The organism is Candidatus Bathyarchaeota archaeon (genome assembly GCA_026014585.1).
GTDB lineage: Archaea > Thermoproteota > Bathyarchaeia > Bathyarchaeales > Bathycorpusculaceae > Bathycorpusculum.
The window spans coordinates 159958-181409 of sequence record JAOZIA010000024.1 but is presented as its reverse complement, the minus strand read 5'-3'; the positions used below and the strand labels follow the sequence as shown (position 1 = coordinate 181409).

Annotated in this window: 19 protein-coding genes and 1 riboswitch; of the genes, 12 read left to right on the top strand and 7 right to left on the bottom strand. The window is 45.3% G+C overall.

The genetic code is table 11. The features are described 5' to 3' along the window. Positions 1 to 7: 7 nt before the first annotated feature. Positions 8 to 1192, bottom strand: coding sequence for a hypothetical protein (locus NWF01_10180; GenBank protein MCW4025383.1), 1185 nt, complete (start codon positions 1190 to 1192; stop codon positions 8 to 10). A 70-nt stretch (positions 1193 to 1262) separates the two neighbouring features. After that, entirely contained in the window at positions 1263 to 2513 is a 1251-nt protein-coding gene (locus NWF01_10175; GenBank protein MCW4025382.1) for a hypothetical protein, read from the bottom strand. Positions 2514 to 2635: 122 nt separating this feature from the next. Here NWF01_10175 and NWF01_10170 point away from each other — a divergent pair, with 122 nt between their 5' ends. The 4 genes from NWF01_10170 (at position 2636) to NWF01_10155 (ending at position 5823) form a co-directional block, all read left to right on the top strand. Beyond that, entirely contained in the window at positions 2636 to 3247 is a 612-nt protein-coding gene (locus NWF01_10170; GenBank protein ID MCW4025381.1) for a hypothetical protein, read from the top strand. A gap of 292 nt (positions 3248 to 3539) precedes the next feature. Next, positions 3540 to 4103: a hypothetical protein gene (locus tag NWF01_10165; GenBank protein MCW4025380.1), complete on the top strand. Its 564-nt coding sequence runs from the start codon at positions 3540 to 3542 to the stop codon at positions 4101 to 4103. Then, positions 4104 to 4613 carry a CDP-alcohol phosphatidyltransferase family protein gene (locus NWF01_10160; GenBank protein ID MCW4025379.1) on the top strand — a complete coding sequence of 170 codons (510 nt, stop codon included), beginning with the start codon at positions 4104 to 4106 and terminating at the stop codon, positions 4611 to 4613. 199 nt (positions 4614 to 4812) lie between these two features. Continuing rightward, positions 4813 to 5823 carry a radical SAM protein gene (locus NWF01_10155; GenBank protein MCW4025378.1) on the top strand — a complete coding sequence of 337 codons (1011 nt, stop codon included), beginning with the start codon at positions 4813 to 4815 and terminating at the stop codon, positions 5821 to 5823. Here NWF01_10155 and NWF01_10150 read toward each other — a convergent pair. The 3 genes from NWF01_10150 to NWF01_10140 form a co-directional block, all read right to left on the bottom strand. Further along, positions 5806 to 7149, bottom strand: a complete 1344-nt coding sequence (locus NWF01_10150) for a hypothetical protein (protein ID MCW4025377.1) — start codon at positions 7147 to 7149, stop codon at positions 5806 to 5808. The genes NWF01_10155 and NWF01_10150 overlap by 18 nt on opposite strands. Positions 7150 to 7242: 93 nt before the next feature. Further along, on the bottom strand, positions 7243 to 8118 hold the full coding sequence (locus tag NWF01_10145; GenBank protein ID MCW4025376.1) for a hypothetical protein: 876 nt from the start codon (positions 8116 to 8118) through the stop codon (positions 7243 to 7245). Positions 8119 to 8219: 101 nt separating this feature from the next. Next, the gene (locus NWF01_10140) at positions 8220 to 8699 is read right to left on the bottom strand and encodes a hypothetical protein (protein ID MCW4025375.1); all 480 of its coding nucleotides are present in this window, start codon (positions 8697 to 8699) and stop codon (positions 8220 to 8222) included. Between the two features lie 179 nt (positions 8700 to 8878). Between NWF01_10140 and NWF01_10135 the strand changes: the two genes are divergently transcribed. The 6 genes from NWF01_10135 (at position 8879) to NWF01_10110 (ending at position 16901) form a co-directional block, all read left to right on the top strand. After that, a complete protein-coding gene (locus NWF01_10135; protein MCW4025374.1) occupies positions 8879 to 9913 on the top strand; it encodes a hypothetical protein in 1035 nt (344 codons plus the stop codon). Positions 9914 to 10086: 173 nt separating this feature from the next. Next, complete coding sequence (locus tag NWF01_10130; GenBank protein ID MCW4025373.1) at positions 10087 to 11091, top strand: hypothetical protein; 1005 nt, start codon at positions 10087 to 10089, stop codon at positions 11089 to 11091. Positions 11092 to 11443: 352 nt separating this feature from the next. Then, positions 11444 to 13180 (top strand): right-handed parallel beta-helix repeat-containing protein, encoded by a 1737-nt coding sequence (locus NWF01_10125; protein ID MCW4025372.1) that lies wholly within the window; start codon positions 11444 to 11446, stop codon positions 13178 to 13180. A gap of 48 nt (positions 13181 to 13228) precedes the next feature. Further along, the gene (locus tag NWF01_10120) at positions 13229 to 13492 is read left to right on the top strand and encodes a hypothetical protein (protein MCW4025371.1); all 264 of its coding nucleotides are present in this window, start codon (positions 13229 to 13231) and stop codon (positions 13490 to 13492) included. Between the two features lie 198 nt (positions 13493 to 13690). Next, positions 13691 to 16156, top strand: a complete 2466-nt coding sequence (locus NWF01_10115; protein MCW4025370.1) for a valine--tRNA ligase — start codon at positions 13691 to 13693, stop codon at positions 16154 to 16156. After that, the gene (locus NWF01_10110) at positions 16116 to 16901 is read left to right on the top strand and encodes a DUF108 domain-containing protein (protein MCW4025369.1); all 786 of its coding nucleotides are present in this window, start codon (positions 16116 to 16118) and stop codon (positions 16899 to 16901) included. Before NWF01_10115 ends, NWF01_10110 begins: the two co-directional genes overlap by 41 nt. Positions 16902 to 16919: 18 nt before the next feature. Here NWF01_10110 and NWF01_10105 read toward each other — a convergent pair whose 3' ends face one another. Then, entirely contained in the window at positions 16920 to 18434 is a 1515-nt protein-coding gene (locus NWF01_10105; GenBank protein ID MCW4025368.1) for a hypothetical protein, read from the bottom strand. 408 nt (positions 18435 to 18842) lie between these two features. Next, a riboswitch (TPP riboswitch) is annotated at positions 18843 to 18954 on the top strand. Here NWF01_10105 and thiT point away from each other — a divergent pair. Then, on the top strand, positions 18945 to 19481 hold the full coding sequence (thiT, locus tag NWF01_10100) for an energy-coupled thiamine transporter ThiT (protein MCW4025367.1): 537 nt from the start codon (positions 18945 to 18947) through the stop codon (positions 19479 to 19481). (Overlaps the previous riboswitch by 10 nt.) A gap of 10 nt (positions 19482 to 19491) precedes the next feature. Beyond that, positions 19492 to 20487, top strand: a complete 996-nt coding sequence (locus NWF01_10095) for an AIR synthase-related protein (GenBank protein ID MCW4025366.1) — start codon at positions 19492 to 19494, stop codon at positions 20485 to 20487. Here NWF01_10095 and NWF01_10090 read toward each other — a convergent pair. Continuing rightward, complete coding sequence (locus NWF01_10090; GenBank protein MCW4025365.1) at positions 20484 to 21365, bottom strand: RimK family alpha-L-glutamate ligase; 882 nt, start codon at positions 21363 to 21365, stop codon at positions 20484 to 20486. The two genes, NWF01_10095 and NWF01_10090, sit on opposite strands and share 4 nt — an antisense overlap. Positions 21366 to 21452 lie beyond the last annotated feature (87 nt).

The window sequence follows — 21452 nt, the reverse complement described above, 5'->3', positions numbered from 1 at the left end:
TAAAAGGCTAATTCTTTTTTCTTTTTTGCCGTAGCAAAACCGCCAAAACCAAAACTATGACAACTGCACCTATGAGTATGTAGACGACAGTGCACGTGGGGCTGGTTGGTGTGGGGTTTTCTGTTGGTGTGACTGTTGGTGTTTCTTGGGTTGTTCCAAAAGAAGCATACATCAAATCGCCAGTATGTGTAAAGCTTATGTGCGGGTTTTCTTCTGAATCCAAAACAAAAGAGCCCCCTTCAATAGATGTAATGCCTTTGCTATAATGGTATACAAACTGTTTTTCAAAACTTGAACCGTTTAAATATTTCAAACCTCCATCGCCTGAATGAATTATTTGTGGTTTTGTGTTGGCATCAAGCTTTAATGATATGAAACCCCCGTAGTAGTCTGAACTACTTAAGATTTGTATGTTCCATGTGGTGCCTGTTTTAACAGCTTTCTCTATACCATATGCTCCCGAAAAGATAATTTGTGGGTTTCCAGAGGGGTCTAAGGCAAGAGAAGAATAACCTGCAAGTCGGTATAGCGTTTTGGTGTCCCAGTTGGTGCCGTTCCAAGTGGCGTATCTTAGCTCTCCAGATGTACTGTGGTAGGCTATGTGGGGTGTTCCGGTTGAGTCTAAAACAAGATGCCCCATCCAACCGTTTTGGTCAACAGTTTGTATGTCCCAGGTAGTGCTGTTCCAGCTAGCATATTTCACGGATGATTTGAAGGGTCCTGCATTCATTGCTTGAGCATAGTATATGTGGGGTTTGTCTTTTGTGTCTATTGCGATGGAGGGGGTTCCGTCATAGCTATGGGTTGAGTTTATTGTTTGTATGTTCCATGTTGTGTTGGTTAGGGTGGCGTATTTTAGTTCTTGGTTTTGTCCTGTGTAGCATATGTGGGGGTTGCCTTTTGAGTCTAGGGCAAGGGATGGGTAGGTGTTTTTGTCTGTGGATGTGTCAACTGTTTGTATGTTCCATTGTGAGCCGGTCCAATATGCGTATTTTATTCCTTGGTTGTTGAAAACTATGATTGGATTGTCGTTAGGGCTTAAAGCAAGAGCGCTATTAATGCCAACGGAAACTTTTTGTGCATTAAACGACGAATTTATATAATACCATGATTGGACGATGCTGATGTTAAGTACTGAAAACACTAAAAATAATATGAGGACTGAACTGGCAACAACTGTGAGCGTTTTCATGTAAGCAGTATTTGATGGGTTTTGTTTTTAAGGGCTTTGTTTGTTGAGGTTTTAATTCAAGAATCTTGGGTTATTGGATTTGTATTTTCTTTCCCAACGATTCCAACACGTCCTTTTCCACAGTACGCTTGTTGGCGTTAATTTTTTCCAATATTTCATTGTATGCTTGTTCTTTGGTTTCTTGTAGGGTTTGGATGCTGCTTTTTCGGGCAGAAATCAAATCCAGCTGCTCCTGTGACGTGGACAAGTCAGATTTTATCTGTTCCATCACCGGAGAGTTCGAGATTTCCTGTCTTGATTTCGCCAATTCGATGCAGCGTACCTGAAGCTGCTTGAGCGTGTCGTTTTGCAGGATTTCTCCTATGGATTGCTCGGCTTTTCGGGCTTTATCACTTTTTAGTTTAAGCTTATCCTCTTCAATTAAGCCTGATAGCTTGCGAAGAATACTCTTAAGGACAGGGTACCCTTGGGGCTCGCTGGAAAATGCTTCAAACGGGTTTTCCATGTACAGGTTAAGCTTCTGAGACTCCTCAGGTGTAGTTCCTGCGCCGCCGCCAAACGACGCCAACGCTTGCATCTTCAAAAATGGCTTCTGCATGTGACGCAGCACATTTTTGAGTTCGGCGTTTTGGTTTTCTATTTCTTGGTTTACGCTGTTGAGTTTGTTGATTAACTCGTCAGTTTTTAAATCGTCTACTTTCTGCTCTAGCGCTAAACTTTCGCTCTCGACAGGTGCCAGCTCATCTTTCACGTTTTCTATGTCTTGCTTGGCTTGGTTAAGCTGCTCCTCCAACGTTTCAGATTCGCCCAGAAGGTTTACGGCGTCTTCGAGCGTTTTGGTTTTTATGTATTCCTTGTTTAAGAAGTTGGTTAGGGTGTTGTGGGTTAGTTTTGTGCGTTCAAGAATCTGTAGGAATTTTCGTCGGTCCATGATGAAGAATGGTGAAATTTTGGGGAACCAGTTTTTGGTGTCTTGTTCGGTGACTTGGATGATTTTTTGGGTTTCTTGCGCGTACATGTTTAGTTTGTCGTAGGTGATGGTTTGGGGTGTGTCAAGTTTTTTGATGCGGTCGATGAAGGTTTGGCTGATTTTGCTAAGGGCGCGGGCGCGGTTGTAGACTTTCATGTTGCGTTTTTCGATTTCCCGTTGGCTGTTGTCAAGTAGCATTTTGCTGGCTTCGGAGAGGTTTTGTATTGTTGCTTCTAGATCTTCTTTGAGTTGTTTGGCTTTGGCTTGAACTGGGTTTAGTGTGGTTGCTGATTCTGTTTGAAGCCAGTTTTTTGCTTGGTTAATGTTTGAGAAGGTGGTGGTTTCCGACAAGCTTTTCACCGATGATATTTTGGTGTGGCATGATTTATCAGTTTACCCAATTTTGGTACTTTTTTTTGAGTAGCTACTCTTAAATAGTTAACCCTGAACATTAAGCACCAAGTGAAACAATAATGAACACAAAAAAACTATCCCTAATCATAATTTTCACTGCATTAACCGTAGCCATCACCCTTGTCGGACCAAAATTCCCTGCACCATACGCACCATACCTGCAATATCAACTATGGGAAATTCCTCTTGTTGTGGCATTCTTCGCTATAGGGTACAAAGAAGGCGTTTTGATTGCCATAATTAACTCATTTGTATTGTTAGCAGTCAACCCAGGTCCACTGCCAGCAGGACCATTCTATAATCTCGCAGCAGTACTGTCAATGCTATTAGGTGTCTATATCCCGTACATGCTTTCTACTCGCGACATTAAAACTGGTGACTTGACTCAAAAATTGCGGCAAAACCTCAAAATGGTGATTATCACAGGTACAGCTTTGGGTATTCTATTGCGCGTTGCTCTGATGTCAGTTGTAAATTTTGTTACCCTTCCACAGAATTATCCTTTCGGTTTTACAATGCCTCAAGAGGCTGCTGTGTTGGCTTTGCCTTTTATTGGCGTGTTTAATGCTACCGTGGCTCTCTATACCATACCAATTGGGTTGGGGATTGCGTTGATTATTCTGTCGCGATTTAACATGGATGTGTTTTCATCGCGTAAGGGTAAGTTTTAGGCGCTTAGGCGTCTCTTTTTCTTTTTTTGTTTGTTTATTCAACCGAACCGCTCAAACATAACAGCATTGCGGGCGTGGCTTGTCAAACCAGCAAAAAAGGAAACGCACAAATACAAATTCTTACTTAAAATAGCTATAACAAAGCATCCAACTTATAGAAGAGTTCAAAGAGCACAACCAAAAACAAAAAATGAACCTACTTCTACGTGCTGCTTGCCCTTTTTGGGAAACCTCTCAGAGTTGGCAGACCCTCTTGATGTGATGCGGTAACACAACTGGTGGAGGTGAAAAGATGAGGTTTTGGCCACAGAAAAAATGGAAAAAAATCGTTCTTGCAGTCTTCTTAGTTCTGCTTGCAGCTTTCTTGGTAGTCGTTGGAGTTTTAGAGTATAGTGTGTACCGTGAAGTAGCCACCCCAACGGATGTGCTAAACGCGGACGGCACAAAAACCGCACTTCTAATTTATCATCCAGGCTTAACCAGCTACGCATATGACAACACCTACGCATACGCAGAAGGGTTGGCATCGGTGGGTTGGCGCGTGGAAATCGCCACTGCCAGTCCAGAAGCCCCCACAGACATTGGCAACTATAGTTTGCTGGGGCTGTTTTGGCCAATCTACGATTTTAGTCCTGGACCCACAATCACTACGCAACTGCAAAGAATCGGAGACCTAAACCAAACCAACACCGTGATAGTCGTGGTTGCAGGTGGCATGGACCCCTTTAATGCTCAGGCACAAATGATTCAGATAGTGCAGGACTATAACGGCACAGTGATTGCGTCCTTGCAGGCATACCGCGGCGAAGACAACAAGCCATATCTACAGCAAGAAGCAAGCCAACTAGAACCATAGGTGAACAATACGGACACAAAAATCCTTCTTCCCGCTGCCATCAGCTCATTGCGAGTGGCAGTTTTGCCTTTCTTCGTGTACCTTTTCACAGTCGGCAACATTTACGCCTGTTTGGGACTGCTGGCTTTTGCGGCGGCTACGGATTTTTTTGATGGTTACTTAGCGCGCAAATTGCGGGTGGCTTCGGGATTTGGAGCTTTTTTGGATGCGGCGACGGATTTTGTGTTGATGTTTGGGGTTTTCGTGTTTTTCACCGTTGAAGGGTTTTATCCTGTTTGGTTGCCTCTGCTTATTGTTGCCTCGTTTGTGATTTTTGTGGTTACCAGCCGTTTAACCCAAAAAGTTTACGACCTAGTCGGCAAATACATGGGCAGCGCACTCTACATCGGCGTTGTCTTAACTCTGCTACTGCCAACTCAAGCTGTTTACCTGTTTGTGCAGTACGCCTATCTTGGGTTTTGGCTGGTTTCGCTAGCAAGCCGCATAATTAGTCTATCAAAAAAAGCTTAGTTCCTTTTCAGGTATGACAGATGAATCGTTAACATTTCCTATTAGGCTCCTAATAGAAATTCAATGCAGGAACTATAGAGGGGTCTAAAGTCCTAAGAGGGTAGGTCCATATTGGCTGATTTCAAGTGCATTAGTATGTTGAATTTGACCATTATTGATAAATCCGCCTTTAGCCACTAAACAACAAACGGGAGATAGCATGAGCAAAACGTCTGCGTTGCCTGAACTTGTTAGGGTTTCGGTAGGCAGCGCCATCGTTCTTGGACTCGCGGAGGGCAAGTTGGATGCATCGCCCACAACCGCGTACCTCATGACCCATCACACGGGCAAGTGCGTGGGAAACTGTGGGTTCTGTCCCCAAGCCCGAGGCAGCCAAAGCAAAACTGAGTTGCTCTCCCGCGTGATATGGCCAACATTTCCAACCCAAAACGTTCTATCTGCGCTCGCTAAAGCAGTTGAAACTGGAAAAATTTACCGCGTCTGCATCCAAGCCCTCAACTACCCCGAAGTCTTCCTCGACCTCTACGCGCTAATAACAGCGATAAAATCTTGTGTGGCGGTTCCTGTTTCGGTTTCCTGCCAACCCCTCAACACCAAAAACATCCAACTCCTCAAACCGGCAGGTGCAGACAGAATCGGAATCGCCTTGGATGCGGCAACCCCTGAGCTTTTTGACATTATCAAGGGAGAGGCGTCTGGTGGTTGCTACCGCTGGGATGATGTGTTGGGGTTGCTTGAGGAGGCGTTGGCGGTTTTTGGTGTGGGTAATGTGAGTACGCATCTGATTGTGGGTTTGGGTGAAACTGAAAAAGAAGCAGTGCAGTTCATCCAGAAATGCGTGGATTTGGGGGTTTTGCCTGCACTGTTCGCGTTTACACCTGTCCGTGGAACTGCAATGGAGACGCATCCGCCGCCCAACCTTGGCTCTTACAGGCGAGTTCAGCTTGCACGTTACTTAATCGTAAACGGCAAAGGACACGCGGACAATTTTGTCTTTGACGAAAAATATCAAATCGCCAGTTTCGGATTAAACCCCGATGCTCTAAACAGTGTTGTTGAGCGGGGAGCGGCTTTTCAGACCAGCGGTTGCCCAAACTGCAATCGACCCTTCTATAACGAAAAACCTTCAGGACCCATTTACAATTATCCGTGGGTGCCAACTAAAAAAGAGATAGAGAAAATAAAGGCTGATTTAGCATCCTTGATATGACCCTGAATGGGAGCCTTTTTCTGGTTTAGGTATTTTCGGTTTTTGTCTTGTAACCTGCTCTGCTAAACGCCAGAACTCATCCATGCTGTAGCCTTTTAAGAGGTCCCGCATAAGCTTTTTGACCTGATAATAGGTCATTTGGGCTTCGCCTTTGTCAAGGCTTTCCTGTGGACCTTTAATTCTACGGAACAACTCATCCATCTGCCGCGGAGACGCACGAATACCTGCTTTTTCAAGCAACTGCTGAATCATGGTTTGCCCCGTGTTTCTGCCGACAAAAATTGAGGTTTCTTTACCAACAATTTCAGGTGGATACGGCTCATAAACCAGCGGATGTGCCAGCATTTCATCCACGTCCTCTTCCACTTCGTGTGCGAAAATGTTTTCGCCGATGATGGGTTTGTGGAATTGAATTGGCAATGCAAAGGCTTTCTCTGCGGTTTGTGCTACACGGCTGATTTTGCCCAGGTCAATGCCTGTGTCAATATTATAGAGCAGCTCCAGTGAAGTGACTACTTCTTCAAAAGGTGCGATGCCCGCGCGTTCGCCAAAGCCTGCGATGCATGTGTGCACATACGCGATGCCTTCTTCAACCGCTGCTAGTGTATTCGCGGTGGCTAGCCCAAAGTCATTGTGGCAGTGAATTGAAAGCGGAATCTTCTTTTTAACTGCGTCAGGTAATCCGTCCCGAATATGTGAAATTAGATAACGCATAGAAAGGGGTCTCATGAAGCCAACGCTGTCAGCAATGCCGATGCGTTGCACTTTTGCCTGAGCAACTTTTTCAAAAATCATTAAAATGTCTTCAAGGGGGGTTCGTGTGCCATCCATAAGCACAAAGTTCAAGTTTGCTCCATGGTCTTTAGCGTAGTCGATGCTGTCTAAGATTTTTTGTGTAGCTTGTTCTTTGGTTGTTTTTAGTCTACATTGAAGATTTAATCCGTTAATTGGGGTTTCAAGAGTGATTTCTTTTATGCCACATTCAAGACAAGCATCTATGCTGTTTTTGGTGGGTTCAGCTGAAGCGGTGAGTTTTGCGTGTTGGAAGCTTTCGTTGACGATGCGTTTGACGTTGCGTTTTTCTTCTTCGGATATGGCGGGGAACCCAACGTTAATTATGGATACGCCTGTTTCATCCATTAACTTGGCAAGTTTTACTTGTTCAACATAGGTTAGAAAAACTGTTGGTGACTTTATGCCTTCCCTGAATGTTTCATCCCAAATGAAGACTCTGTCTGGAAGCTTAGGCGGCAGGTTCTTACGTAGCCTGTTATAGTTGGCTATTAAGCCTTGAGCTTCAAGTTTTTTAAATATAGTCTTTCTCATTAATACACAGTCCAACGAGATAAGAGTTTAATCGTCATGTTTACTTTGCCATTTCTTATATAAAAACAACACTTATCAACGAATCACCGATATTTACTTATCGGCTGCATCCTTGACAGGTGATATTCTTCCAATTAAAGTGTTCACAGCAGATACTAAAGCGTCACAAGCTGTTTTTCTTGCCTGCACTGAAGCGTCAGTTTCAAGCCATTCAAGCTTCTTTTCCAGTTCCCGAATCGTCTGCATAACATCCTGCTTTTTCTTCTCATAATTGTCATGAAGCTTCTCTTGCTCTACATCAAAATTCTGCAAAGTAACCTCTAGTTCGCTTTTGCCTTTTGCTAAATCTTCAGTTAACTGACTGATTTTCTTTGCCGATTCCCGTTTTGCGCTCACTTGGAAAAAGCCAAATTTCTTTGTTTGCTCCTCATCCAACGCGACTTCCAACTCGTGGACTTTATTAGTTAATCTTTGCACGTCTGCATTGCGTTTGTCACTTAACTCACGGTTCTTATTAGCATATTCAGCGTCTAAATCGCCCAGCAAATGGTTTTGGTCATGCAGGGTTTTAGCGTCTCCTGTCAGGTCGGTTTCTTGTATTCGCTTATCAGCCAATTCACGTTCAATATCAAGGAAAATTTGGGCTCGTTGCTTGTTAAACTCTTCATCTGCGGTGATTTGCGGGCTGGATTCAAACTCTGAAATTGCCATCCGCAGATTTGTTAACCACTCATCAAAATAATTGCTAAATGGTGAAACTGCAAAGGTTTGGGCTCCTAACCTGTTGAGGTTAGCAACAGTTTTCTCCGCTACTTCTTTGGGCAAAACAACAGGCTCTTCTTTGCGTGTGTAAATTCGTTTGGTTGTTTTTGCTTGTTTTGTTTTAGGTTTTGCTTTTGTTTTTCGCGTGGTTTTCTGGGGTTTTTTGCCAGAACCCCTGCGCGAACCAGTTTGCGCTCGATAAGTCATAAACTACACCATACCCCCAGAGATATTTAAACAGTAGGTAATTAGCCCACATATGTGTGGTGCTCCATTCTTTTTAGATTTTCGCCTTCTCAAGGTATCTGTTAGGCACTATTTTTGATTTCTTGACGCACGATTTCTTCAAGTGTCTTGTTGTTTATTCCAATTTCTTCAGCTAATCTTTTAACCTGCTTAACGTAAGTGCGAAATAGGCTTTTCATGATTTCATCTTTTTCTTTTTCATTAAGTTCTGTTTCCTCTGCAAGTAGCAGCGCAAACCATCTGCCCAAATCTGTAAGCTGATACGTTTTTACCCATGTTATTCGGTCTTCCCGCTCGTTTTTCTCCATATATTCAGTTAGAACGCCAAGCGCAGTGAGGGTTTTGAGGTTTTCAATTATGGTTTTGTTGGAGTAGTTTAGTTTGGCTACGAGGTCTTTTTGGTAGAGGTTTTTTTGGATGCCTTGTTTTAGTGCGAATCGTAGTAGGTCAACGCCTGCTTTGCTGCCAAAGATTGCGCTTAGGATTTTGTCTTTTTTTTCTGTTGGAAGAAATACTACATAGGGATGTAACTTTTCAACCATTATCTTACCTTGTATATTCCAGTGTAAGGTTTTTCATATAAAACTATGCCATGCAAAATATATAGACCACCAAAAGATGCTTATCCTCCGAATTCTATCTAAAAGCAGGTTTTATAATAAACCTTAAAAACAAACAAACCCATTTTTCCTATACAATCCGATTTCCCAAAGGATGAAGAATGAAAACTAAACCCCTCATCATTATTGCCGCCCTGCTGTTTGGAGTGATTTTACTGTTTCACCCCATATTCTTTGAGGCAGCAACTGCACAGGTCTCCACACAATGGGGACACCTAGCTGACGGCTACAGCCTAAACGAATACCAATGGGGCAATCAAATTTGCAGCCTAATTAACACATACTTCACAAACGCAGGCTACAGCAGCCAAAACAATTACTGGGACGCTACAACAAGCACCAACTTCCAAAACGCTCTGCTAACCGCTCAAAACCCCCAAGGCGAGAAGGATTGGGCAAGCATGTTTTGGGTGGGAGACTTTACAGCTAACAATGCTGACCCGTGGAGTTATGGCTTTAACACTTATGGCGGTGCAGCTGATTCAGCCATTTATGATTTTGACATTTACAATTACGCCAACACCCCCAACGAAAGCATCCAATACATCAACGTAATCTGGACCTGCGTAAATGGTGGCCTGCAATGGAACGACACCAACGGCAACCAACTATTTATCCCAGGCATCTCCTACCCCCTCGAAACACCAACCACAACCCCCCCAGTTAACCTTAACACGTATTACGGCTCAATCTACCCCAACCAAATGATTGTTGGCGTACCCTACGCACTAACTGGCACCTTAGGCATGAGCACTTCAGGTTACAGCAACAGCGACAACGGAGCCTACTGCTACATTGGCTTTGAAAATGATTCCCCCGCGCTTTCATGGCCTGTTCCAGCTGATTGGAGCAGCACAAATTATCAGTTTGGTTACTTCCCAGTGTATTTCTATCAGTACGCTTTGGGGCAGGATGGAAGTGGCAAACACAACACAATTCATGACTCACTGGATTATGCTTCATTTATGACGTTTGGTTATGACAGCTTTTGGGTACCTTACAACTTTGACAGTTCACTGCTTAACACTGGTTATTGGCACCAAAATAATTTAGGTTCGGGCATGACTGGTTACTGGTACTGCCAAATGCGTGTGCTGGGTAATTCAAACCTGATTTTCCCGTATGTGGAGGGCTAGCATGACCAAAAAAGTTCCGATTTTAACAATTATTTTACTTGGGCTCTTGATGGTTTTTGCATTATGGGGCTGCACGGCACAGGCAGAAACCACGCAAGATAGCACAAAAACAAAAATCCCCCTGTTCCTTGGTGATGTGCTCCAAATCGACCTGACCCAATACACCTTGACAGATGAAGGATACGGCGAAACCTACCCCCCCGCAGTACGGAGGAACTGCAAAGCAGGAAAGCTACAGCTTCACCCTAAACAGCGTAGACAGTCAAATATCAGTGAGCGTGGTTCTGCTCAACGGATACATTACATATCTTCAAGTCCGCCCCGTATCAGGCGACATCTTTTTCAGCGGGCAGCCCCAAGACAGCGGCGTTGCCCAGGCACAGCAGATTTTAGTCGCCTACCAAACTTGGGCGCAAAACAACGGCTTAGATGTATCCAAAGTTTCTGATGCCTTAACCCTGCTGGATAAAGCTCAAGACGCACCTGCATCAAGCCAGAGCAACCAGAACTTTTACGGTGTTAGCGGCTTCACACCCATAAATGCAACATCGGGTAACATGCGCATGGTCGCTTCGGGAGTGGAAATCGGCTTTGGCTACACCTTTGATGACGTGGATGTGCGTAGTAGGGGATTGGGGTTGAGTTTTGGGTCCTCTTTTTTGTTTGCGGACACTTGGGGCCTCTATAGCGTGGCGGCGCAGAACTCAATCAGCCAAGAGCAAGCTGAGGCGCTGGCGTTGCAGGCAGCTCAAGATTACGCCATAACCCTGACCTCCCAAAACGGCACAAGCATCCCCGTGAATCCTGATTGGTCAAGCTCCCGCGTGGAAATCAGCTTAAACATGATTCCTGGACAAACCTTCAACAACTCTGTAAATGACGCGTTAAACTTTGTTAACTCCAGTGTGACCCGTGAGCCTTTAGGGTTGTATCCGTACTGGAACGCTTTTGTTTATTTCACTGCACAGGTCGGCTACATTGACGGCGTGCAGGTGGACATCTGGGGTGACACTTCTGAGGTAGCTCAAGTAAACACTTTCAGCCAGCTCTCTCATCCAGTTACTTCTATTCCAACTCTTCCGCCTGAACCAAACAATACCCTGACATTGGCTTTGATTATTGGGGCGGTGGTGGTTGTGTTAGTTGTTGTTGTGGTGGCTTTGTTGAAAAGAAAGTAAGTGTTTGTTTGTATCCTCATACTAAGGGCTACAACGAAAATACGCCATCGCGTAGCTAACATACCAACTAAATTCATCACCCAACAACTGGTACCAAATCACTCAAAATAAAACAAGCACGCCTTGGTTTCTATACCTTAAACATTAGCGGTTACCTGGTTATACAAAACCCTTTTTATTCAAAAATTTTTTAAGCCATTCAAATTAAGTAACTGGTGTGGGCACCTGTTGAGTTGTGCTCTGTTAGCGTGCGTATTCAATTGTATGCGCTACTGCTGTCAAAACCCCCAGGAGGCGGTAGGTATGAAAAAACTGTGCATCAACAATTGTTCTGGTTCTGTTACTTTCAGTTGTGCTTGAAATAGGCACATTTGAGTGTGGCACTGCAAATTTTATTCCCGAAGACCCGCCGCCATCAGGTTATGTAATTAACAGTGACGGCACATTTTCCGGAGAAAAACTTCGCCGTGACGGGGCCATTTACACTCTCACAGGTGACATCAATTGCCCAATTGTTATCCACCGTGACGGCATAGTGCTGGATGGTTCAGGCTACACTCTACGGGGAAGCGGTGACTCATCAGGTATCTGGGTTCAAGAAAGAAGCAACTTAGTAATAAAGAATTTTAATATTCAAAATTTTCAATTCGGAATAAAATTCACTATCCTGTACGGAACCTCAAATAATAACAACAATTGCAGTGTCCAATCCTGTACTGTAACTAACAATTCCTATGGCATCTGCTTTTTTAGGTCACAAGATTGCCAAATAACAAACAACCGCATAGCCGATAACACGTATGGGGTATGGGCATCGCACGGCTCCGATGTCTACCGAAATAACTGTTTTGAAGCAAACCAATACGCCTTTCATGATGAATATGGAGGCAACGATATGGATACTTCCAACACGGTTAACGGAAAACCCGCCTATTACTGGTATGACAAACATGACCTAACCGTGCCCTCAAATGCTGGGTTAGTGATACTTATCCACTGTAGCAATATCAAAGTAGAAAACTTGAACCTTAAAGGCAACGGAAACGGCGTTTTACTGGTTGACACCACTGACTCAATCATAACTAAAAACATGATATCTCAAAATACAATCGGAATTAACCTACAACAATCCCATAACAACCAGATAAACAACAACCACATAACAAACAACAAAGAACACGGCATCAACCAATACGACTCCCACGATAACCAAATAACAAACAACATCATAACCGGCAATAATTACGGCATAAGCTCCTCCTACACTCATGGCGAGGAAATTCTAAACAATCAAATCACAGACAATACAGCAGATGGCATAAATGCTGATTCCCAATCAGGAGTTGACTGCCTTGTAAAGGACAATACTGTTTCAGGAAATGGGGGAAACGGTATTTTCTTTAAGGATATTCATAACGCCCAAATTATCAGCAACACCATTACCCAAAACAAGGGCTGCGGGGTTGGATTTGGGTATGGTCCCGGCGGTTTAGTGCGAGGCAACATCATCTCAAAGAATGGTAACGGTCTCTGGATTAGCAATGCTTACCAGAACACCATAATATCTAACGATGTATCAGAAAATGAGGGTTTGAGTATACGCTTGGAAGGCAGTCAACATGACAACATCCTCTACCACAACAATTTCATCAACAACAATCACGGTCAACCCCAAGCATTCATCACAACCACGATAGTGTACCCCGAAAATTATCTCTATGACGAAACCCATCGCCCACGACACGTAGACGGAGCCGCCAACAATTGGGACAACGGCAATGAGGGCAACTACTGGAGCGACTACAACACCCTATACCCCGACGCAACAAAAAGCGGAAACACCGCCAACACACCCTATTACATAAACGTAAACAACCAAGACAACCACCCCCTTCTGTCGCCCCACAAAATCTCCAGCACCGAAGAATCCTCAATTTCGCCATCTCTAACTACCGCTACTCCACAAGAAACAACTCAACCACCCCGCAATTCACTAGACATCTCATCATCACTGATTTTGTTTAGCGGCTTGATGATAGCATCAATTATTGCTATCAGTTTGGTCTTTTTTAGGCGCTATCACCGTTAACTCTGCAGTTAACCCCTTTTTTTAATCAAGTTTTATAAAGAAAGGTCAATGACTATTTTTGTTGTTGAGGGACAAGGTATGAATAGGGTTTGCTCTGTGCTTCTTTGTTTTATCCTTGTAGCAGCTTGTTTTATTTTCTTTCCCAATTTGGGTTATGGCCAAGCATCAGTAGAGAACAGTTGGGAAACCATATCTCAGACGGAAGGTGGCGGCAGGGCAGTTATTGCGGGAATAATCGTAGCCGTTACGGTTATTGCTGTTGCGGGCTTAGTTGTGTTTCATTTTAAGCATGCATCAACCAAACCCACATAACCCACCTATTTGGAGCCTATTAGAAATTCCATGCAGAAACAATAGAGAGGAGGTCACTAATGGCGACTTCTCAAGCCAAAAAACATCAGTGAATAGCAGTTTTTTCTTCAGCCCTTGAGTTACGTTGGTTTTTTCAGGATAATCTTTTTAGGTTTAGCTTAGCTTGTTAAAGCAAAAATTAACATAGGTTTGATTAACATGCAGCCTCTGCCAAAAGATTACAAATTCACTGAAATCGAAGCCAAATGGCAAAAACAATGGGAAGAAATGGGCATCTACCAATACGACTGGAACGACACTGCCCGCCAGCCATTCAGCATTGACACGCCCCCACCGTACCCATCAGGCGAACTTCACATGGGCAACGTGCTCAACTGGACATACTTTGACATAGTCGCCCGCTTCAAACGAATGCAGGGATTTAATGTGCTGTTTCCGCAGGGCTGGGACTGCCACGGATTGGGCATAGAAATTCAAGTTGAAAAAGCCAACAACATCCGCAAACGCGACCTTCCACCTGCACAGTTCAGAGGCATGTGCATGGCGTTAGTTGAAAAATACATTGCGATGATGAAGGAAGGTATCCTAAAACTTGGCTGCAGCATTGACTGGTCAACTGAGTACAAAACAATGGATTCTGATTATTGGCGTCGGACCCAACTAAGCTTCATAATGCTTTATGGCAAAGGTTTCATGTATCAGGGAACCCACCCTGTAAACTGGTGCCCAAGAGACGAAACTGCCATAGCCGACGCAGAAGTAGACCACGTCAAAAAAGACGGCATCCTACATTACGTCAAGTTCCCCTTAGACGGCACAAACGGCGAATACCTCTTAATCGCCACGTCACGTCCTGAATTCATCCCCGCATGCGTCGCCGTCGAGGTCAATCCCAAAGATGAACGCTACAAACAATACATCGGCAGAAAAATCGCGGTGCCTCTCATGAACCGCAGCGTCACCATCATCGGCGAAGAAAACGTAGACCCCAAATTCGGCACAGGCGTTGTGCAAATCTGCACCTACGGCGACAAAGACGACGTGAAAACCGTCATAAAACACAAACTCCCAGTTATCCGCCTCATAAATGAAAGCGGCAAAATCACCGAAGCAGGATGCAAATACGCTGGACTCTACCTCAACAAGGCACGCGCCGCCATCGTCGAGGACCTCCAAGCCGCTGGGCTTCTTGAAAAAACCGAGAAAATCCAGCAGGAAGTCGGCGTCTGCGACCGATGCAAAACCCACGTCGAAATTCTTGAGCGCAAACAGTGGTTTATGAAAACATTGCCCCTGTCTGGGAAGGTTGAGGAAGTCGCCAACCAAATCCCCTGGTACCCCGATTACATGAAAAACCGCCTAATCGATTGGGCACGGGCGCTGGATTGGGACTGGGTAATCAGCCGTCAACGCCTCTTTGCCACGCCAATTCCTGTTTGGTACTGTACGGGTTGTGGCGAAATCATTGTTGCAACGCCTGAATGGGTTCCAATTGACCCTAAACTCGAAGGACCAAGAATTGATTCCTGCCCCAAATGTGGCGGTAAAGACTTTGCTGCTGAGCAGGACGTGATGGACACATGGATGGACAGCTCAATCACCTGTGCTGTGCACGCGGGCTGGCCTGACCGCGAAGATTGGCATCACCTATTCCCCGCAAGCATGCACCCCAGCGGAACCGACATCATCCGCACATGGGCATACTACCTCATGGTACGCCACCTCGCACTCTTTGATGAGCGCCCCTTCAACAGCGTCCTAATCAACGGCATGGTACTTGGTCCTGACGGACGAAAAATGAGCAAATCCCTCAAAAACTATGCCGCAGCGCCCGAAGCACTCAACAAGAATGGTGCCGACGCAATCCGACAGTGGGCTGCTGGTGGTGGAGCTACAGGTTCCGACATTCCCTACAGAGTCCAAGACGTGGAATACGGCAGACGTTTCCTAGTTAAACTGTGGAATGCTTCAGGATTCGCAAGCAAACTCTTAGCCGATTACCAACCCGTCAGCTTTGGTGATGTGCAGCTTGAACTCCTTGACCAATGGATAATTAGCAAAACCGAAAACCTCACACAAAAAGTCACTGAGAGCCTCGAAAAATGTCAATTCAATGTTGCCGTAGAGGACACCCGCAACTTCTTCTGGCATGTCCTATGCGACTACTATTTGGAAGCAGTAAAAGACCGCCTCTACAACCCCGACTTAGAAGGTTCACCCAAAAAACAAGCCGCGCAGTTCACACTCTATGAGGTGATTTATCGTATGTTGCAGTTGCTGGCTCCTGTAATCCCGCATTTAACCGAGGAAATTTATCAGTACCTCTACAAGGAAAACAAGGGCTACGCAAGCATACAAATCTCAGAATGGCCAAAATTCAACTCCGCACTGGTAAACGCTGAGGCAGAAGTTGCTGGCGATGCCATCATCGCGGTAATGGCTGAGGTACGCAAAGACAAAGCCGAAAACAAAAAATCCCTAAACGCGCCCGTCAAAAACATCACAGTTTACGCCGCTGATGCCAAAACAGCCACAATGATAGAGGCGGGCAAAGCTGACCTTGCAGCAACCCTGAAAGTTGAAAACCTCCAAATTCTTTCCGAAAAAAGCGTTGAAGGACGCGTTGTGGGTCAAACTGAAATCACAGTTAAAATCGAGTATTGAGGCGACAGAAACGAAAAAAGTTGGACTAATTGGAGCAGGCGCAATCGGCACGGTTCTCGCAGAAGCCATCGAGCGCAGGCTGGTGGTTTGTGATGAACTGGTGGTTTACGATGTTGATGTTTCACGGGCAAAGAAGCTTAAGAGTGCACTCAAATTTCCAGTAACCATCGTTGACAGCATAGATGAGTTAATCGCGGCTAAGCCCAAAGTCATCGTGGAAGCAGCCTCACAAGAAGCCACCAAACAGTACGTACCCAAAATCGCCCAAACCAATATCCCAATAATTGTGATGAGTACAGGCGCCCTTCTGGATTTAGATGTCGACATGAGCAGGGTGCATGTGCCTTCAGGTGCAATCGGTGGCTTAGATGCCATATCCAGTGCCGCCCTCGCAGGCATCGACAATGTTACTTTAACCAGTCGCAAACCTCCAAAAGCCTTCAACCTAACCAATACCGCCGAGCAGGTTGTTTATGAGGGCACAGCCGAGGAAGCCGCCAAAAAGTTTCCACGCGAAATGAACGTAGCCGCAACACTCGCAATCACGGTTAAACCCGCCAAAGTCCACGTTCAAGTCATCAGCGACCCAAACGTCACCCGCAACACGCATGAAATCCACGTCCGATGGCAATATGGCGAAATGCACCTGCAATTCCAAAACCAGCCCCACCCCGACAACCCCCACACCAGCGCACTGGCAGCATGGGCAGCAATAAAACTGCTTCAAACATTGTTAGAAAAATAATTTCCCCTTTTCTATGTGCTATTGGTTCCAGTAGTAGACTTGAGCATATTTCCCTGTAACGGGGTATTGCGGGTCATTGTAGATTATGTCTAGTTTTGTGCCGTACTGCTGTAACATATTTTGGAGTTGGGTCCAGATTTGCGTTGAGGTGCTGTTTGCAGGCCATAACCCCCAGATGCTATCATCTGGTCTGCGCATGCCCCATCCAAAATCCTCTGGCAAAACCAGCACGGCATCAGCCTGAACGCTTCCCGGGTTCACCCATGGGTTCTGCACTACATCATTCCAGAACCGCTCCAGCGCCTCAAAATGCTCATCCTGTAATGTTCCGCATGGGCCAGTCATGTTTTCAGCGTAATTGAAAATCACCAGATATTTGGCGCCGCACTCGTATGACATGCGCATTTGTTCAAAGACTTCTTGGCCATCAGCCAAGTATGGTGAGTGTGTGTACTTCCAAGTTATGATTGTGCCCCAGTCCTTGTTTTGCAGGTTAGCTGCTCCCCGAACAAGCGCGATGTCTTGTGCTGTGGTGTGGTTCCAGCCTAACTCGCCAAATACCACGTCATAGCCGCCTTGATAATCCCACCAGTAAAGCCCATAATCAGAAGTGAAAAATGTGCATGACTGGTTTTTTACTGCATCGATGCTTATTTGTAGGCTTTTTGCAAAAGCGTCTGCTAGTTTTGAGGTTGTTTGAAGCGGATTTGAATCTAAAACTTGCTGGTAAGGTTCAAACTGGGAAATGTCGCCTTGACCAGTTACGGCGGTGCCCTTTTCATCCTGCACAGTGCCGTCTGGTTGATAGCTGTATGGACCAAAAAATGTGTCCGCATCACCTGCGCTTATTCTACGATAAGCGATTGTTCCGTTTGGAAAATATGTGGTTATCTCAAATTTTTGATCAAGATTTTTTTGGTCATTGTTTTGGTAGTTTTTTTGGATGCTAATTTGTCCATCCGCAAAAAATCTTATACTGGTGCTGTTATAAAGAAATCTGTTTTCAGGGGAATCTGTTTCTTGATTGTTAACCGCTATGTAGCCATGCTCGCCTTTAACGATTTTTATGTTTGCTTCTTGTTTTTCGTTACTTGCAGTATACAGGGTTATTTGGTCTAAATCCAGCATTTTTCCGCCCGGTTCATCGCCGTAATACACTCCTAAAAACTGGTCACCCCAACGCGCTGGTGCAGCAGCAATGAAATCCACAATGTTGTCTCTTAAGTACGGATACGGGTCTGAACCAAAGTAAACAATAATGTTTAATCCTGCATCTACAGCATAATCACATGTAGCTTCTAACTCTGTAATGTAATGTTGTAACGGACCTGACTGCACAACAAACAGATTAGTGTACCCTTTTACTTTATCAATGAGTTGTTTAGCTTCATCGGCGCTGTCTCCGCAGTAGGTTACGCCGACATAGAACGGCTGTTTTTCCTGCAGGCTCATGCTGTCAACTATGAATACGGTGGCGATTACCATTACTATTATGAGTGCTGCGGCTGCTAGAAGCATTACTGTTTTTCTCACTGTTTTATCAACTTCAGTTTAACAACAAATTACGCAGAATAGCGTTAAAAAACTATGCATAAAAAAGGGTTTCATGCGAGACGGCAATCTGAAACAGCAACGAAGTCACTGTAACTCCTACAAGCTGGTGTGGGTGTGGATTGGCAGCAGATTTTAGTTTTTGTATTGGAAGGTACCCCGTTTGGATATGCGGAAGGTGCTGTGGTTGTTGCGTTTTTTGTTTGTTTGGGTGCGTTTTTCACCAACCTATTAGGCTCCAAATAGTTGATGAATGCAGATACCTTAGAGGGGAGAGGTAACGGGTAGTGTTGGCGTGCGTTTTTTGCAACCTGCGGCGGGACAGAAATTTCCTCATCTACATGGAGACTTTCTTCGGAAAAACTAATATGGTAGCGCTATATCTTTTTTTGCAAGGTCATGGGGAGCTGACAATTGAGTCGGCTGAGAGGACTGCTTTTGCGGTCGACCCAACGAACCTGAACCAGGTAATACTGGCGGAGGGAAAAACAAGTGAACAATACATTAAATAATACTAGATTTTCCTCAAATTCCCAAGTGCTAGCTGAAATAGCTATTTTTGTTGCACTATCCACAGCCCTAAGCTTAATCGTGGTTTACACCATGCCACAGGGCGGCTCCATCACGGCAGCTTCTATGGTGCCCCTAATCTGGCTTGCGTTACGCAGAGGTCCAAAAATCGGCGTTGCCGCAGGTATTCTTTACGGACTCATCCAATTTGTCCTTTTACCCTACATAGCTGATCCCCTGCAGATTTTGCTGGATTACCCCTTGGCTTTTGGAGTTTTGGGGGTGGCAGGGTTCTTTAAGAGATGGCCTGTGATTGGCGCGGCGGTTGGGATTTCACTGCGGTTTGTTTTGCATTTTATTGCGGGAGTGATTTCTTGGGCTCCAATTTATGCGCCAGATTTGAATCCGTATGTGTACTCTGCAGTGTATAATGGCAGTTACCTTTTGCCCGAACTGATAATAAGCGGGTTTGTGCTATATCTGCTGCAGAAAAGCAACGTGCTAAACGCTTACCTGTAAGGCGCAAACTATGAAACTCAGTGGCGATGAACTCCAAAAACTGCTCAACTGCATAAAGAAAAACGAGCAAGTGGTAATTCCGCCGATGATTGGCTATGACGCGGGAGTGCACCTGCTTGACGGTAAATACGTGGTTGTCGCCACTGACCCCTGCACGGGGGTACCAATGGACTGGTTTGGGTGGCTCCTAATCAACTACGCCGCGTCCGACGTGGCACTGTTTGGAGCTAAACCCGCTTTTTGTACAATAACCCTGCTGGGACCCCGACCCTCAAATCCCGAGTTTTTTCAGATGATAATGCAGCAGACCTGCAAAGCCGCAGATGAACTAGAAATTGCAGTTGTGCGCGGTCACACTGGCATGTATGACAGCCTAAAAGACTTGGTAGGTGTCTGCACTGTTTATGGCACTGTTGAGCCTGAAGGTTTAATAACTCCTGGATACGCCAAAGACGGCGACTTAATCTTATGCACTAAACCCGTCGGGCTCGAAACTCTCTCTATCTTCTCTATTACCCACCCCTCTGTGGCAACAGAACTTTTTGGCACAAAACAGCAAGAACTTACCCAGCAGGTGTCTATGCAAAGCTGCGTAAAAGAAGCCCTCTCCCTCTCCAAAATCAATGGGGTGCATGCGATGCATGACGCAACTGAAGGTGGCGTTTTAACCGCGCTAAACGAGCTGGCTGACGCGTCGCATGTTGGGTTTAGGGTTAATTGGAACGATTTTCCCATATCCAAAGAAGTCTTTGCGCTTCAGAAGCATTTTGGGTTAAGTGATGAGCAGGTTTTGGCGCTTTCCTCTACAGGAACCATTCTGGCAGCGGTTGCTCCTCAGGTTAAACAGCAAGTTATTGATGTGTTGAGTCTTTTGGGGTTGCCTGCGTATTTCTTGGGAACATTCACTTTTGATAAATGCAGACTTTTGACAAAAGCTGGGAAGGAGACGCTTTTTCCAGCATCCGCCGTTGACCCCTACACGCAGCTAATGGCAAGCCGTGACTAACTATTTTTAAGTTCAGAGAGCACGAATTTGATGATTTCATCGGCGATGTTAACTTTGGAAACCGCCTGTAATCCCTTCCATCCTGGCTGACTGTTCACGTCCACAATTCGGGGACCATCAGGGCTTTCTAAGATGTCTACGCCCGCGATTTTGCAGCCTACCGCCTGAGAAGCTTTTATGGCGATTTCTTTGAAGTCTTCGCTGATTTCTGCGGCTGCTGGTTTTGCTCCTTGGCTGTAATTGGTTTTCCAGCCCTGTGCGACACGACGCATCGACGCGACAACTTGGTCTTTTATGACAAAGGCGCGGATGTCGCTGGTTCCGTGCGGGACGAATTCTTGCATGTAGATGACGCCGTGGTGGAAAGTGATGGCTTTGAATATGGTGTCGGCGACGTCTTTGTCTATTATGCGTGTTGCTCCTTGCCCGCGGCTGCCAAAGATGGGTTTAACCACGATGTCACCGCCTAACTCCTCAAAAGCCGCCAATGCTTCATTGACGCTTTCTGTGGCGAGTGTGCGGGGAACAGGGATGCCCTCATCTTCCAGTAGCGCGAGTATGTCGTATTTGTCTACGCAGTGTTCAATGGCGGTTGGAGGGTTTACCATGTAGAAGCCTTGGCGTTCCAGCTTGTAGAGCATGTCCATGCGGAAAACGAGTTCTTCAAGGCTTCCACGTCCAATGGGTCGAATAATTAGTGCATCAAGATCTTCTATGATGCTTGTGCCGTTTACTTTGAAGTAGGGTTTGTAGGCTAATCGGGCAACAAGCCTTGGGAAAGTGAAGCACTCATAAGGGATTCCCCGTTTTGTGAGTGCCTCTCGTACTTGGGTACTGCTCCAAGCCTCCATGTTACGCGTCATTATGCCAAACTTCATTCAGGTCAAACTCTGCGTTCTTGCTGGAAAAGATGCTGAATGATTAGGCTCTTAAATCTTCCTTAGGAAAACCAAAAAACAAAGTGC